This is a genomic window from Streptomyces sp. NBC_01454, assembly GCF_036227565.1.
GTDB lineage: Bacteria > Actinomycetota > Actinomycetes > Streptomycetales > Streptomycetaceae > Streptomyces.
This window is the reverse complement of sequence record NZ_CP109460.1, coordinates 3,193,392-3,207,913: the sequence shown is the minus strand read 5'-3', so window position 1 is coordinate 3,207,913 and position 14,522 is coordinate 3,193,392. Positions and strand designations below refer to the sequence as shown.

Sequence of the window (14,522 nt, the reverse complement as noted above, 5' to 3'; positions counted from 1 at the left end):
CGTGCGCGGGGCGTGACGGCCGGTGCGTGACGCTTTTGTGTGTGGCGGCCGCCGGAAGTGCGTCCGTCCGTTGAACCTCTTGCGCATGTGCGCACGTATCTCCCCACGAGGCGCGGGCGCGGGCACAATCGGCTGCGCCCGGTGGCAACGGAGAGGCGGACGTCATGGTGCACGCGAATCGTACGGTGGGTGCCGAATTCGGAGGTGCGAGCCTGGACGGCGCCGCCGCCGGAATGCGGGGACAGTGGGCGCGCCACGCGCTGCTCCCGTTGCGGCTCTTCCTGGGCGCCACCTTTCTCTACGCAGGCATCGACAAGCTGACGAATTCGGCGTTTCTGTCGGCCTCCGGCGCGGGTTCGCTCGGTGAAACGCTGCGCCAGGTCCACGACGCGGCGGCGTTTCCGCAGCTCATCGACCTTGCGCAGCAAAATCCCGTGATCTTCGGTTACGCCATCGCGGCCGGTGAACTGGCGGTGGGCCTGGGGACCTTGGTGGGACTGCTGGGGCGGCTGGCGGCGTTCGGCGGTGCGCTGATCTCGCTGATGCTGTGGCTCACGGTGAGCTGGGCGACCACGCCGTACTACTACGGCAACGACCTGGCCTACCTGATGGCCTGGGTCCCGCTCGTACTGGCCGGAACACCGAGGTTCTCCCTGGACTCGGCCCTCTCGAACCGCCGCAAGCGGCACGGGGCGCAGCTGTACGGCTGAGGGGGAGAGCCGAGGGCGGAACGGGAAGCGCGGGCGGAGCGGCCAGTCGGGCGGAGCGGCCAGTCGGGCGGGGTGGAAGGGCGAGGCTGTTTGGCGTCCGGTCGGCCGGGCGTTCAGGCAGCTGTGGGCTGCGTGGGTGTCCGCTGGGGCGTGGGCCGGTGCCGGCGCGGGCGTCCGCCCAGGTGCGGCCCGGTGCGGCCCGGTGCCAGGTCAGGACAGTGACGGGGGCGGTGCATCCGTGGGCGGCGTGCGGTGGCGGCGGACCGAGGTCCAGGCGGCGGCGGCGCCGGAGAGGGCGAGGCCGACCGGGAGGACCAGAAACAGCCAGAGGCCGGGGGCCCGCCAGACGCCGAGGGCGTCGAGGCCGTAGCCCAAGCCGACGGTGAGGGCGGCGAGGCCCGCGAGAAGGCGGGCCGGTTCGAAGGGGTGACGTGTCACCGGGAGGCTCCCTGAGGGGTCGGGGCGGTCGGCGCGACGGGAAGGGGCGGGGTGGGAGCCGGCGGCGCGGAGTCCGGCGCGAGGCGCTGGACGGCGATCTGCCCGGCGCCGATGGTGAGGTCCAGATCCAGTGAACCGTGCGGCTTCTCGCCCTTCTTGAGGCCGTCGGCGGGCAGTGTGACCGTCCGCCGGCCGTCTCCCGCCGACAGATCCACGTCGTGGGGCGACTCACCAGGCAGCTGGAGATCGCCGACCCCGAGCGAGACATGGAGGCGGGCGCTGACGCCCCGCGGCAGCCGCACCTCCAGGCGGCCGAACGCCACGTTCACCGCGGTGTGGACCGTACGGCCGTCCTTGAGGGGGAGGTCACCGAGGTCCAGCGTGGCTTCCCCCGACCCCACCGCGTAGTGCGGCCGGACCTCGCCGACGCTGGTGGGCGTCCAGGTGCGCCGCTGCCAGTCGGCGGTGAGGTTGTGAGGCACCACCGCCGCCCCCGCCAGCAGCACGGCGGTCACCACCACCATGAAGACCGTGCCGCCGCCCGTCCGCCCGTACCAGGCGCTGAGCAGGAGACCGAGGCCGAAGACGGCCAGCGCACATGCCAGACCGGCCTGGAGGGACGGGGCGAGGCCGTCATGCCGGGAGACGGCGAATGCGGTGCCGCCGCCGGCCAGCAGCGCGAGCAGGAACGTCCGGCCGCCGATCGGACGGCCGCTGCGGCGAGTTCGGCGCGGGGCGGGAGGGGCGCCGCGCGGCGGCTCGGCGGGGCCGGGCGGACGGCTGCCGCCGGGCCCGGAGCCGTGCGGGGCGGTGGGCGCGCCGGTGCCGTGCGCGAACCGGTAGTTGATGTCGAGCGGGAGCGGGGTGCTCTCCGGCCCCCACAGATACGGCGGACCGGCCGCTTCCCTGGAGCGTGGGTCGCGCCACCAGGAGGGGCTGGTCGGCACCGGGGGCGCGGTGGTCTCGGGCGGGGCATCGGCGACGGCCTGGGCGGTGGCGGAGTCCACCGACTCCGGTCCTTGTGCCACCACTTGCCGGCGTCGGCGCGACCAGTAGGCGGAGCCGGCCACCGCCAGCATCAGCATGATGGCGAACGACATCATGCTGCCTTTGCCGAGCGTCGTCAGGAACAGCCCGCAGCCGACCAGCGCGAACAGCAGGGCCGTCAGCGCGGAGCCCTCGACGCGGCCGGAGAGCAGCCTTCGGCCCTCGTTCTCCTCCTCGCCGTCGAGGGGGATGAGCAGCCAGGCGAAGCCGTAGGCGATGAGGCCGAGGCCGCCGACGGAGAGCACGGCGAGCACGATCCGGAAGATCACCGGATCGAGATCCCACTGCCGGCCCAGCCCGGCGCACACCCCGCCGATCACCTTGTGCCGCCTGCTGCGGCGCAGCGGGGCAGGTGCCGGGGCGGGGCCGGCGGGGTCGCCGGGCGCCGGTTCCTCGACGGGGTCTCTCTCGCTCATGGCCCCATGGTGACAAGCGACGCGGGGTCGCGGCATCGGTGGAAACCCTGGCGGATCCCTGAGATGCGCGTCCGGTCCCCCTGAGATGCCCGTCCGGTCCCCCTGAGATGCCCCAGGGGGGTCCCGAAATCCCTCGTGGGTTCGCATATGCCCCCGGGCTGTTGTCGAGGCGGGAAAGAAGGGCATGTACGTGCGGTGGCCAAAGCTCAGTCCGCCCGCTGTGGCGACTATCGTTGCGCCCTGAATACGTACGGGGCTCCGGAGGGGCGTGCTGTGACGGAGGCGGCGTCGGTGAACGAGGGGCGACTGGTCGCCGGGCGATACCGCCTGGTCGAACGGATAGGCCAGGGCGGTATGGGAACCGTCTGGCGGGCCAGGGACGAACTCCTCGGGCGTCAGGTCGCGGTCAAGCGGCTGCATGTCTCGCCGCAGCTCGACGAGGACGAACTGGCGACGCGTCATGAGCGCACCACCCGCGAGGCGCAGTCCGCGGCGCGTATCAACCACCCCAACGTGGTGGGGGTGCACGACGTCGTGGACGACGCCGGGCTGCCGTGCATCGTCATGGAATACGTCCCCTCCACCACGCTCGGCGACGCCATCAAGGAAGCCGCGCGTGCCGACAGTTCCCTCACCCCGCGCGAGGCCGCCCGTATCGGACGCGGCATGATCGCGGCGCTGCGTGCCGCGCACTCCGCCGGAGTGCTGCACCGGGACGTCAAGCCGGGCAATGTCCTGCTCGGTGAGGACGGCCGGGTCGTGCTCACCGACTTCGGGATCGCGGTCGCCAGCGGTACCTCCACGCTCACCAAGACCGGTGAGCTGGTGGGTTCCATCGACTACTTGGCGCCCGAGCGGGTCAAGGGCGGCACCCCGGGGCCCGCCTCCGACCTGTGGGCGCTGGGCGCAACGCTCTATCAGGCGGTCGAGGGCCGGCCCCCGTTCCGGAAGAACACCGCGGTCGAGACGGCCTACGCGATCGCCATGGACCCGCACGATCCGCCGCGCAACGCCGGTTCGCTGGCCCCGCTGATCGAGGCGCTGCTCGCCAAGGAGCCGCAGGAGCGGCCGTCGGCCGACGTCGTCGAGCAGGCCCTGCGGGCCGCCGAGGCCGAGGTGGAGACGGCGATGATGGGCTGGCCGACGCTCGCGCTGGGTACCGTCGGGCTCGGCGCCCCGGACGCGGCCACGGCGAACGGGCAGACGGAGGCGACGACCCGCGCCGTGGCGCACACGGGCGGACAGGGCGCCGCCCCGGAGCACGCCGCGACCGGCACCGGCACCGCGAGACGGGCGGCCACGGGCGCCGGCACCGGGACCCAGACCGGCAACGGCACCGGCAACGGCACCGGCAACGGCACCGGCAACGGCACCGGCAACGGCACCGGCACCGGCCCGGGTACGGGCACACATGCCGGCGGCGAGGCCACGACCGGCCCGGTGGCGGTGCCGTCCGGCGGCAAGGAGCCCCGTAAGCGGAGGGGCGCGCGGGTCGCGGTCTGGTCCGTCGTGGGTGTGCTGGTCGCCGGCGGCGGTACGGGCGCGGCCTGGTACCTGATGCGGAGCGACGACGCCGGCACGTCCCACACGGCCGCGGACAAGGCCACCCCGGTGAGCCCCCGTGTCCCGGCCAACAGCATCGGACCGCCGCCGGCGCTCCCCGACGGCTACCGCAAGATCACGGAGTCCGCGCTCGGCGTGTCCTTCCCGCTGCCCGACGGCTGGAAGCGGGAGGCCCGGGACAGCGGACGGCAGATCATCTACTCCTCCGCGGCCGAACGTGCCCAGATGACCCTCAGCGTGCTGGACTTCTCCTCGCCCGACCAGGTGCAGCACCTCACGGCGGTCGAGGAGTCCTTCAAGAAGATGTACCCCGTCTACACGCGGCTGCGGATGCAGCCCACGGTCTTCCAGGGCGACCCCGCCGCGATCTGGGAGTTCACCTTCCAGGGACGGGCCCGCGCCTTTCGGGGCATGGACCTGGGGTTCGGCCGCGAAGGAGCCAAGGAATACGCGATCTGTGTGACCGCGCCGAAGGACAACTGGACCAAGTTCGAGAAGCTCTTCACGAACGTCAAGGACGGCTTCCGCAGGACCGGTCCGAACAACTGACGACCGGAACCGGGCCCTGCGCCGCCCGGTCCGGCCGCCCCGGCCGCTCCCTCTGGCTCCGGCCGCCCCGCCCGGTCCCGCCCCGCCCGGTCCCGGCCCGGCCGCCCCGCTCCGGGCCCGCCTGGTGAAAGCTCAGGGACGGCTTCAGGGTCGTCCCTGATGCCCCGCGCCCCGGCGCCGTGTGACGATCGGGGACATGACCACCGCCCCACCCCGCGCCGAGACGGGTTACGCCCCGGCGCCGGACCCGGATGACCCGCCCGTGCGCAAGCTGTACCGCAGCGCCGACGGGCGGCTGCTCGGCGGTGTCGCGCGCGGTCTGGCCGGGCATCTGGGGCTGCCGGTCTCCTGGGTGCGGATCGTGTTCGTGGCCCTGTTCATGGCCGACGGCATGGGCGCCCTGCTGTATGCCGCGTTCTGGTTCTTCGTCCCGCTGGGCGTCGGCGGTGTGGAGCACCGGCAGGCCACCGCGGCCGACGGAAAGCGCCGCCTGCTGCGGCACAAGCCCGACCGGGGCCAGGTCTTCGCGCTGATCGCGCTGCTCATCGGCGCCTCGATCGTCGCCTCCCGGTTCCAGCTGGGCCGGGCCGACGGCTATGTCTGGCCGGTGCTGCTGATCGGCGCCGGCGTCGCCCTGGTGTGGCGCCAGGCGGACAACGCCCGCCGCGCCCAGTGGCTGGAGCTGGGCCGCCGCAAGGGCGTGCTGCCCGTGCTGCGCGGTGCGGCCGGAGTGCTGCTGGTCTGCGTCGGGGTGACGATCATCGTCGTGCTGCAGGGCTCGGTGCGCCATCTCGGCTCGGTGCTGCAGGCCTCCCTCGCCGTCGTCGTCGGCATCGCGCTGCTGGCGGGCCCCTATCTCGTCCGGATGACCCAGGACCTCTCCGAGGAGCGCCTGATGCGCATCCGCGCCCAGGAACGCGCCGAAGTGGCCGCGCATGTCCATGACTCGGTCCTGCACACCCTCACGCTGATCCAGCGCAACGCCGACGAGCCCCGGGAGGTGGCGCGGCTGGCCCGCGCCCAGGAACGCGAACTGCGCGCCTGGCTCTACAAACCCGAGGGCCGCGGCAAGGAGGAGGACGAGGAGCCGGCCACCGTGGCGGAGGCCGTCCGCAAGGCCGCCGCCGAGGTCGAGGACCACCACGGCGTCCCCATCGAGGTCGTGGTCGTCGGTGACTGCCCGCTGGACGAGGCGCTCGGCGCCCAGATGCAGGCCGCGCGCGAGGCAATGGTCAACGCCGCCAAGTACGGTGGCGAGGGCGGCGCGGTGCAGGTGTTCGCCGAGGTGGAGGGCCTCACGGTCTTCGTCTCGGTGCGCGACCGCGGCCCCGGATTCGACCTGGACGCGGTCCCCGAGGACCGCATGGGCGTACGGGAGTCCATCATCGGACGCATGGAGCGCAACGGCGGGACGGCCCGGCTGCGCTCCGCTCCCGAGGGCGGCACGGTCGTCGAGCTGGAGATGGAGCGCGCGGCGAAGGAGCACGACGCATGACGGCGCCCGGCCAGGAACGGCCGGTGGCGACACCGCGGGCCGGCACACGGGATGATGGCGGGGCAGACACCGAGGGACGGGCGGAAGAGATGAGCAGCGAGGGCGCACAGCAGGACGGCACCGGCACCGGCACCGGCGCGGCCGGCGACCGGACCGTACGGGTCGTACTGGTCGACGACCACCGGATGTTCCGTACGGGCGTCCAGGCCGAGATCGGGGAGACCGGGCGCACCGGCGTCGAGGTGGTCGGCGAGGCCGCCGACGTCGACCAGGCGGTCACGGTCATCACCGCCACCCGCCCCGAGGTCGTCCTCCTGGACGTCCACCTCCCCGGTGGCGGCGGCGTCGAGGTGCTGCGCCGCAGCGCCGCGATGATGGCCGACGCCGAGCGCCCGGTCCGCTTCCTCGCGCTCTCCGTCTCCGACGCCGCCGAGGACGTCATCGGCGTCATCCGTGGGGGCGCCCGCGGCTATGTCACCAAGACGATCACGGGTACGGACCTGGTCAACGCGGTCTTCCGGGTCTCCGACGGCGATGCGGTCTTCTCGCCGCGGCTGGCCGGCTTCGTCCTGGACGCCTTCGCCTCGACCGACGCCCCGCCGATCGACGAGGACCTCGACCGCCTCACCCAGCGCGAGCGGGAGGTCCTCCGGCTGATCGCCCGCGGCTATGCGTACAAGGAGATCGCCAAGCAGCTGTTCATCTCCGTGAAGACCGTCGAGTCCCACGTCTCCGCGGTGCTGCGCAAGCTCCAGCTCTCCAACCGCCACGAGCTGACCCGCTGGGCGGCGGCCCGGCGACTGGTCTGACGGGTCTGACCTGCGGCCCCGGCGCAGAAGCCGGGGCGGCGGACGGCACACGGGGGCGTGACGAGCGTGTAAAGAAGCACCAAAGACGGGCAACCAGGACCGCGAGGATCACCATCTAAGGGCGCGGAGAGGCTCACTGCCGAAGGCGGGGCCGGAACCATCCCCCATCCTTCGCGTAGCTGTCCTGGAAGCGAGACCCGATGAGCCTGACGGGCACGCCCTTCTTCCTCACCTCGATCACGCTGTTGATTGTCGCCGTCGTGCTGCCGCTCGCCCTGTGGGGCCGGGTAGCCGGCCCGCCTCTGGTGCGCGGTCTCGCACGGCTGTTGATGCTGCTGTTCGCCCAGGTCACGGCCATCACCTTGGTCTTCGTCCTGGTCAACAACGCCAACAATCTCTACGACACCTGGGGCGATCTGCTCGGCACCGACAGTCATGTCGCGGCGGCCCGGGACCTCGGCCCCGACGGTATGGGCGGCCAGCAGATCAAAAACGAGCCCAAGCAGATCCAGCAGTTCCGCCCCGCCGACGACCCCCGGGTGGGCGCCGGTGTGCGGATGACCGACCTCAAGGGCCGGATATCCGGGGTCGTCGGCGAGGTGTACGTCTGGCTGCCGCCGCAGTACAACGACCCGGCCTACCGGAACAAGAAGTTCCCGGTGGTCGAGCTGCTGCCCGGCTACCCCGGCTCGGCGAAGTCCTGGCTGGGCTCCCTGCACGCCGCCGAACAGCTCCAGCCGCTGATGCAGAGCGGCCAGGTCAAGCCGGCCATCCTGGTCGCGCCGCGCACCAACCTCCTCGCCGGCGCGGACACCGGATGCGTCAACATCCCCGGGCAGGTCAACGCCGACAGCTGGCTGACGGTCGACGTACGCAAGATGGTCATCGACAACTTCCGCGCCGGCGACAAGCCGGGCTCCTGGGCTCTGGCCGGCTACTCGGCGGGCGCGCACTGCGCCGCCAAGCTCGCCCTGGCCCACCCGGACCGCTACCGTGCCGCGGTCGCCATGTCCGGCTACAACGACCCGGCGCTGGAACGCGATTCGCTCGCCGGCAAGGACCCCAAGCTGCGCATCGAGTCCAACCCGCTGCACATCCTGAAGGCCGCCAACGCGGCCGGCAAGCCGCCGCGCACCGCCCTGTACGTGTCGGGTGCGGCGGGCGACGGCTACCAGGCCGGCATCGGGCTGCGCCAGCTCGCCAAGCGCCCCACGACGGTGGCCGTGCAGCTGATCCCGGCGAACGCGGGCGGCCACACCACGGCCGTGTGGCGCCACCAGGTACCGGAGATCTTCCACTGGCTGGGGAGGCAGCTCCGGGCGTGAGCACGCCGTCCGCGCCCGCGGCCCCGCGCCGGGCCGGCCGCCGGGGCCGCTCCTAAGCCGGACGGGTGGCCGCGGCGAACGGCATCTGGTCGATCGGCGCGATGCGTACCGGCGCCCCCGGATGCGGGGCGTGGATCATCTTGCCGTCGCCGATGTAGAGCCCCACATGGCTGATGCCGGAGTAGAAGAACACCAGGTCACCGGGGGCGAGTTGGGACCGGTCGACCCGCGGGCCGGAGCTGATCTGGGTGTAGGTGGTCCGGGGCAGGGCGACGCCGCCGGACTTCCAGGCGGCCTGGGTCAGCCCCGAGCAGTCGTACGCGGAGGGGCCCGTCGCGCCCCAGACGTACGGCTTGCCCAGCGCGGCGTAGGCGAAGGAAACGGCCCGCGCGGCACGGGGGTTGGGGGCGGCCGCCGCGGCACCCCCGGCGCCGGGGGCGATCCCCGCGCCGTGGGTGATCCCGTCGAGGGGGCCGTCCCCGCGCGTCCCCCGGTCCGGGTGGTCCCGGCCGGCAGCCTCCTTGCCGTCGCCGTCGCCGTCGCCGTCGCCGTCCCGGCCCGCCATCCGCTTCCGCTGCTCGGCGGTCAGCCGGTTCAGCAACTGCTCGGCGGCGTCCAGCTTGTGGACGACCGTGACCCGGTGCTTCTTCAGCGTGGCCTCGGTGGCCGCCAGCCGCTCCGCGGTCTCCTCGGCCCGCTGCCGGACCTGCCGTACGCTGCCGAGCCGGCGCGCGTAACCGGCCACCGCGGTCGCCTGATGGCTGCCCGTACGCTCCAGGACCGCGGCGCCGTCGAGATAGCGCTGCGGATCCGCGGACAGCAGCAGCCGGACGGTCGGGTCCACCCCGCCGGAGCGGTACTGGCTCGCGGCCAGGGCGCCCAGCTCGGTGCGGGCGGTGTTGAGCTTCTGGGTCCTGCGGGCGGCCTCGTCCTGCAGCCGGCTCAGCTCCCGGCGTGCGGTGCCGGCGGCTTCCTTCGCACCGTTGTAGTTCTGCGTGGCCACCTCTGCCTCCTGGTACAGCGCGTTGATCCGGCCCTTGACCTGGGCGGGGGTGGGCTGGGGCGCGGCCTGGCCGGTGCCGTCGAAGACGGTGGCGGTGGCGGCACCGGCGAGTGCCAGCGTGGCGGCGGTGCGCGCGGTGCGCGTGCCGCCGGTCAGCGAGGCGAGCGGATGCTGCCGGGGCTTGCGGTGCGAGGCCACGGTGGCCGTCACTTCCTTCCCTTCGAGCCGGGGGCCGGCGGCGGTCCGTAACGGGGGAACGAACCGCCGCCGCACCTCGCGGCGAGGCGGCCGACGGGTCGCCGGTGGGGGGCCGGCGACGGCGGGGAGTCGACCGCCTGGAGGAGGACGCTAAGCCTGGGTGTTGCGCCGGGGGGTCCGCTTGCCCGGCATTGTTCGCTTTCGACCGGTGCGGGTGTGCCGATGACCGTGCGGCCGACGGCCGGACGGCCGGTACCGGCCCGCCCATGACCGAAGCGACGATTGTGGGCGCCCTGCCCGCAGGGCCGTGCTATGCGGCGGCTACGATCCCGCACTATGGACGTAGTAATCAATCTCTTCGTCGCCCTGCACATCATCGGCATCGCCTCCCTGCTCGGAGGCTTCCTGACCCAGATGAAGGCGATGGGCGCGGGCACCGCCCGCTTCGTGCCGGCCATGCTGCACGGCGCGCTGACGATGCTGGTCACCGGCGTCGCGCTGGTCGGCCTCAACGAGGCCCAGGGCCACCACGTCAACACCCTCAAGATCGGCATCAAGATGGCCGTCCTGGTGGTGATCCTGGCGCTGGTCTACGTCAAGCGCGACGACGAGACGGTCGACAAGCCGCTCTTCGGCGCGGTCGGCGCGCTGACGGTGGCCAACATCTTTATCGCGGTGCTCTGGACCTGAGAAGGACCTGAGCGGCGCGCCGGACCTGACGGCGCGGACCACCGCCCCACCACGGCACACCGCGCGGTCCTCGCACTCCATATCGGAGGCGACGGCCGCGCGGTGGCGTGTGGGGGGTGGCCGTGGGGGGTGGCCTGTGGGGGAGCGGAGGGCGCCGGGCCTCAGCCCGGGCGGACGCTCCCGTAGATGGGCATGTAGTAGATCGACTCCACCCGGACGCTGGCGCCCGGGTGCGGCGCGTGGATCATCTTGCCGTCGCCTATGTACATCCCGACGTGGCTGATGTCGTCGAAGAAGAACACCAGGTCACCGGGTTGCAGATCCTTGGTGGACACCCGCGTGCCGATCTTGACCTGGTCCCAGGTGGTCCGCGGCATCGTGACGCCGGTCGCCTTCCACGCCGCCTGCGTCAGCCCCGAGCAGTCGTAGGAGCTGGGGCCGGTCGCACCCCAGACGTACGGCTTGCCGATCTGGGCGCGGGCGAAGGCGATCGCCTGCGCGGCCTTGGTGGAGGACGGGGTGCCGGTCGAACCGCCGCCGTCCGAGCCGCCACCGGTCTGGCCGCCCGCGGAACCGCCGCCGTCGTGCTGCCGCTCGCGCTGCCTGCGCGCCTCCTCGTCGGCCTTGCGCTTGGCGGCCGCCTCCTTCTCGCGCTCCAGCTGCGCCAGCCGCGCCTTCTCCTGCGCGGTCAGCCGGGACAGCAGCTGACGGGCCTCGGTCAGCTTGTCCTGGACGGAGCGCTTGGACTCCTTGAGGGACGCCTGCGACTTCTGCAGCCGCTCCAGGCTGTCGGTCGCTTCGGCCCGCTGGTGCGCCGCGGCCGCCGCCTGCTCCTGGTAGTCGGTGACGGCCTGCTTCTGCCGGCCGGTCAGCCGCTCCATGAGATGGCTGCGGTCGAAGAACTGCTGCGGGTCCTTGGCGAGCATCAGCTGCGCCGTCGGGTTCATCCCGCCGGTGCGGTACTGGGCCGACGCGTACATGCCCAGCTGGTGCCGGGACCTGTTCATCTGCTCGGCGCGCTTGGCCGCGGCGTTGAGCAGGCCGTCGACGGTGTGCTGCTGTTCGCCGGCGCGCTCCTTGGCTCCGTTGTACTTCTCGGTGGCCACCTCGGCCTGGTGGTAGAGGTCGTCGACCTTCTTCTTGACCTCTTCGACGGTGGGTTTCGGCGCCCTGGGGGCCGCGTCGGCGGTCTGCGAGAGCAGGGTGACCGACGCGAGGGCAGCGGTGGTGAGCCCGGCAGCCGTACGGCGGCCTCCGGGCGAGGCGAGGACGCTGGTGCGCGGCTTGCGATGGGACGCCAAGGCCGGCAACTCCTTCCGTGACCGCCTACCGGGTTAGCTGTCGGGTTCGGGCGGTGTCGATGACGGAAGGCTTGCCCTACGGTCCGACGTCCGTCTGTGACGGCCGTACGGATCGATTCACCCCGGTGGTGCTGGTGGGTCCCCGGCTCCGGGTGCCTCATGGCAGGGCCGGACTCGGCGCGGCGGCCCGTGCGGACACTGTCGTACGCGGGGAGGCGGGCTGCCTGAGCGAGGACGTTAGCCAACTCGTGTGGCTCCTGTGAAGGCTGATGTTCGATATGCCCGAAACCTTTTTGTGACCTGAACGCGATGCGGGGGTTGTTGTGGCAGATGTCGGATTCGGGTAGACGGGGCGCCGCACCATTCGGCCCGGGCCCGGCCGCCTGACCAGCGCGCCGCCCCGCGCGCCCGGTATACGGCCGACAATCGGCACTGCGCGGCGGGTTGTCAGTGCGGCGGCCTAGACTCGGTGGGCGATGAGCAGCCTCTTTGACGACAGCTTCCTGGCGGACCTCGGCCACAAGGGCGAGGAGCACCCGCCGCCTCCCGAGGACGGGCACGAGCCAGCCCCCGAGGAGATCCCCGCCGACCTCTTCGGCGGGAAATTCGACGCGCCCGGCCCCAGAGAGACCCACTACCGCGACGGCGCCGCCCGCCCCGCCGTGGATGCCGCCGCGCTGCTCGAGGGGCTCAACGACGAGCAGAAGGCCGCCGTGGTGCACACCGGCGGCCCGCTGCTGATCGTCGCCGGCGCCGGCTCCGGCAAGACCCGGGTGCTCACCCACCGCATCGCCCATCTGCTGGCCGAGCGCCATGTCCACCCCGGCCAGATCCTCGCGATCACCTTCACCAACAAGGCCGCGGGCGAGATGAAGGAGCGCGTCGAGGAGCTCGTCGGCCCGCGCGCGAACGCCATGTGGGTCTCCACCTTCCACAGCGCCTGCGTCCGCATCCTGCGCCGCGAGTCCAAGAAGCTGGGCTTCACCTCCTCCTTCTCGATCTACGACGCCGCCGACTCCAAGCGCCTGATGGCGCTGGTCTGCCGCGATCTGGATCTGGACCCCAAGCGCTACCCGCCCAAGTCCTTCAGCGCGAAGATCTCCAACCTCAAGAACGAGCTCATCGACGAGGAGAGCTTCGCCGGGACGGCCGCCGACGGGTTCGAGAAGACGCTGGCCGAGGCGTATGCGATGTACCAGGCCCGGCTGCGCGAGGCCAACGCCCTGGACTTCGACGACATCATCATGACGACGGTCAGTCTGCTCCAGGCCTTCCCGGATGTCGCCGAGCACTACCGCCGCCGCTTCCGCCATGTCCTCGTCGACGAGTACCAGGACACCAACCACGCCCAGTACACCCTCGTGCGCGAGCTGGTCGGCCCCGCCGAATCGGCGGCCGAGCTGTGCGTCGTCGGCGACGCCGACCAGTCGATCTACGCCTTCCGCGGTGCCACCATCCGCAACATCCTCCAGTTCGAGGAGGACTACCCCGACGCGACCACGATCCTGCTGGAGCAGAACTACCGCTCCTCGCAGACGATCCTGTCCGCCGCCAACGCCGTCATCGAGCGCAACGAGAACCGCCGCCCCAAGAACCTCTGGACCGACGCCGGCAGCGGCCCCGGGATCACCGGCTATGTCGCCGACACCGAGCACGACGAGGCGCAGTTCGTCGCCGACGAGATCGACCGCCTGACGGACGCCGGCGACGCCAAGGCCGGCGACGTCGCCGTCTTCTACCGCACCAACGCCCAGTCCCGGGTCTTCGAAGAGATCTTCATCCGGGTCGGGCTGCCCTACAAGGTCGTCGGCGGAGTGCGCTTCTACGAGCGCAAGGAGGTCCGCGACGTCCTCGCGTATCTGCGGGTGCTCGCCAACCCCGAGGACACCGTCCCGCTGCGCCGCATCCTGAACGTCCCCAAGCGCGGCATCGGCGACCGCGCCGAGGCGATGATCGACGCCCTGTCGGGGCGCGAGAAGATCACCTTCCCGCAGGCGCTGCGCCGGGTCGACGAGGCGTACGGCATGGCGGCCCGCTCCGCCAACGCCGTCAAGCGCTTCAACGTCCTCATGGAGGAGCTGCGCACCATCGTCGAGTCCGGCGCCGGCCCCGCCACCGTCCTGGAAGCGGTCCTGGAGCGCACGGGCTACCTCGCCGAGCTCCAGGCCTCCACCGACCCGCAGGACGAGACCCGGATCGAGAACCTCCAGGAACTCGCCGCCGTGGCCCTGGAATTCGAGCAGGACCGCGGTGTGGATGCGGAGGCACCCGGCACTGCCGTTGCGGGGGGCACCCTCTCCGACTTCCTGGAGCAGGTCGCCCTGGTCGCCGACTCCGACCAGATCCCGGACGAGGACGAGGACGGCAGCGGCGTCATCACCCTCATGACGCTGCACACCGCCAAGGGCCTGGAGTTCCCGGTCGTCTTCCTGACCGGCATGGAGGACGGCGTCTTCCCGCACATGCGCTCGCTGGGCCAGACCAAGGAGCTGGAGGAGGAGCGCCGGCTGGCCTACGTCGGCATCACCCGCGCCCGCGAGCGGCTTTACGTCACCCGCTCGACGATGCGCAGCGCCTGGGGCCAGCCCTCGTACAACCCGCCCTCCCGGTTCCTGGAGGAGATCCCGGGCGAGTACGTGGAGTGGAAGCGCACGGGCCAGGCGACGCCGTCCGCGTCGATGGGCGGGCTCTCGGGCGGCGCCGGTGGCGGCTTGGGCTCCGCGCTGTCGTCGCGCACCAAGGGGCCGAGCGGCTTCGCCACCCGCCGGGCCAAGGACCGCCAGGTCGTCTCGCTGACCGTCGGCGACCGCGTCACCCACGACAGCTTCGGGCTCGGCACGGTCGTGGGCGTCAAGGGCAGCGGCGACAACGCCGAGGCGACCATCGACTTCGGCGGCGAGAAGCCCAAGCGGCTGCTGCTGCGGTACGCGCCGGTGGAGAAGCTGTAGCCGGTGGGGGAGCCGTAACGGCGGGTGTGC

General features: G+C 72.3%; 11 protein-coding genes and 1 riboswitch. Of the genes, 7 read left to right on the top strand and 4 right to left on the bottom strand.

The features are described from left to right. Window positions 1-164: 164 nt before the first annotated feature. Window positions 165-710, top strand: a complete 546-nt coding sequence (locus OIU81_RS13905; protein WP_329147586.1) for a TQO small subunit DoxD — start codon at window positions 165-167, stop codon at window positions 708-710. A gap of 210 nt (window positions 711-920) precedes the next feature. Here the strand turns inward: OIU81_RS13905 and OIU81_RS13900 are convergent, their stop codons facing one another. Both OIU81_RS13900 and OIU81_RS13895 read right to left on the bottom strand, forming a co-directional pair. Beyond that, entirely contained in the window at window positions 921-1,148 is a 228-nt protein-coding gene (locus tag OIU81_RS13900; protein ID WP_329147584.1) for a hypothetical protein, read from the bottom strand. After that, window positions 1,145-2,611, bottom strand: a complete 1,467-nt coding sequence (locus tag OIU81_RS13895; RefSeq protein ID WP_329147582.1) for a PspC domain-containing protein — start codon at window positions 2,609-2,611, stop codon at window positions 1,145-1,147. The genes OIU81_RS13900 and OIU81_RS13895 overlap by 4 nt, the downstream gene beginning before the upstream one ends. A 354-nt stretch (window positions 2,612-2,965) precedes the next feature. Between OIU81_RS13895 and OIU81_RS13890 the strand changes: the two genes are divergently transcribed. From OIU81_RS13890 to OIU81_RS13875, 4 genes are all read left to right on the top strand, one after another. Beyond that, window positions 2,966-4,723 (top strand): serine/threonine-protein kinase, encoded by a 1,758-nt coding sequence (locus OIU81_RS13890; RefSeq protein WP_329155133.1) that lies wholly within the window; start codon window positions 2,966-2,968, stop codon window positions 4,721-4,723. A gap of 196 nt (window positions 4,724-4,919) precedes the next feature. Beyond that, complete coding sequence (locus tag OIU81_RS13885; RefSeq protein WP_329147580.1) at window positions 4,920-6,218, top strand: PspC domain-containing protein; 1,299 nt, start codon at window positions 4,920-4,922, stop codon at window positions 6,216-6,218. Window positions 6,219-6,307: 89 nt separating this feature from the next. Beyond that, window positions 6,308-7,027, top strand: coding sequence for a response regulator transcription factor (locus OIU81_RS13880; protein WP_329155131.1), 720 nt, complete (start codon window positions 6,308-6,310; stop codon window positions 7,025-7,027). Between the two features lie 200 nt (window positions 7,028-7,227). Further along, window positions 7,228-8,352 carry an alpha/beta hydrolase gene (locus OIU81_RS13875; RefSeq protein ID WP_329147578.1) on the top strand — a complete coding sequence of 375 codons (1,125 nt, stop codon included), beginning with the start codon at window positions 7,228-7,230 and terminating at the stop codon, window positions 8,350-8,352. 52 nt (window positions 8,353-8,404) lie between these two features. Here OIU81_RS13875 and OIU81_RS13870 read toward each other — a convergent pair whose 3' ends face one another. Further along, window positions 8,405-9,565, bottom strand: coding sequence for a C40 family peptidase (locus tag OIU81_RS13870; protein ID WP_329147576.1), 1,161 nt, complete (start codon window positions 9,563-9,565; stop codon window positions 8,405-8,407). Between the two features lie 324 nt (window positions 9,566-9,889). Here OIU81_RS13870 and OIU81_RS13865 point away from each other — a divergent pair, with 324 nt between their 5' ends. After that, window positions 9,890-10,243, top strand: coding sequence for a hypothetical protein (locus OIU81_RS13865; protein ID WP_329147574.1), 354 nt, complete (start codon window positions 9,890-9,892; stop codon window positions 10,241-10,243). A gap of 161 nt (window positions 10,244-10,404) precedes the next feature. Here the strand turns inward: OIU81_RS13865 and OIU81_RS13860 are convergent, their stop codons facing one another. Further along, window positions 10,405-11,544, bottom strand: coding sequence for a C40 family peptidase (locus OIU81_RS13860; protein WP_329147573.1), 1,140 nt, complete (start codon window positions 11,542-11,544; stop codon window positions 10,405-10,407). Window positions 11,545-11,551: 7 nt separating this feature from the next. Beyond that, window positions 11,552-11,734, bottom strand: a riboswitch (cyclic di-AMP (ydaO/yuaA leader). 286 nt (window positions 11,735-12,020) lie between these two features. On the opposite strand from OIU81_RS13860, the gene pcrA reads away from it, so the two are divergent. Then, the gene (gene pcrA, locus OIU81_RS13855) at window positions 12,021-14,492 is read left to right on the top strand and encodes a DNA helicase PcrA (RefSeq protein ID WP_329147571.1); all 2,472 of its coding nucleotides are present in this window, start codon (window positions 12,021-12,023) and stop codon (window positions 14,490-14,492) included. Window positions 14,493-14,522 lie beyond the last annotated feature (30 nt).

Bases quoted from the DNA above. Each gene is read 5' to 3' on its own strand.
- OIU81_RS13895 (WP_329147582.1), bottom strand. From the start codon at position 2,611: ATGAGCGAGAGAGACCCCGTCGAGGAACCGGCGCCCGGCGACCCCGCC.
- OIU81_RS13875 (WP_329147578.1), top strand. From the start codon at position 7,228: ATGAGCCTGACGGGCACGCCCTTCTTCCTCACCTCGATCACGCTGTTG.
- pcrA (WP_329147571.1), top strand. From the start codon at position 12,021: ATGAGCAGCCTCTTTGACGACAGCTTCCTGGCGGACCTCGGCCACAAG.
- OIU81_RS13865 (WP_329147574.1), top strand. From the start codon at position 9,890: ATGGACGTAGTAATCAATCTCTTCGTCGCCCTGCACATCATCGGCATC.
- OIU81_RS13890 (WP_329155133.1), top strand. From the start codon at position 2,966: ATGGGAACCGTCTGGCGGGCCAGGGACGAACTCCTCGGGCGTCAGGTC.
- OIU81_RS13905 (WP_329147586.1), top strand. From the start codon at position 165: ATGGTGCACGCGAATCGTACGGTGGGTGCCGAATTCGGAGGTGCGAGC.
- OIU81_RS13880 (WP_329155131.1), top strand. From the start codon at position 6,308: ATGAGCAGCGAGGGCGCACAGCAGGACGGCACCGGCACCGGCACCGGC.
- OIU81_RS13885 (WP_329147580.1), top strand. From the start codon at position 4,920: ATGACCACCGCCCCACCCCGCGCCGAGACGGGTTACGCCCCGGCGCCG.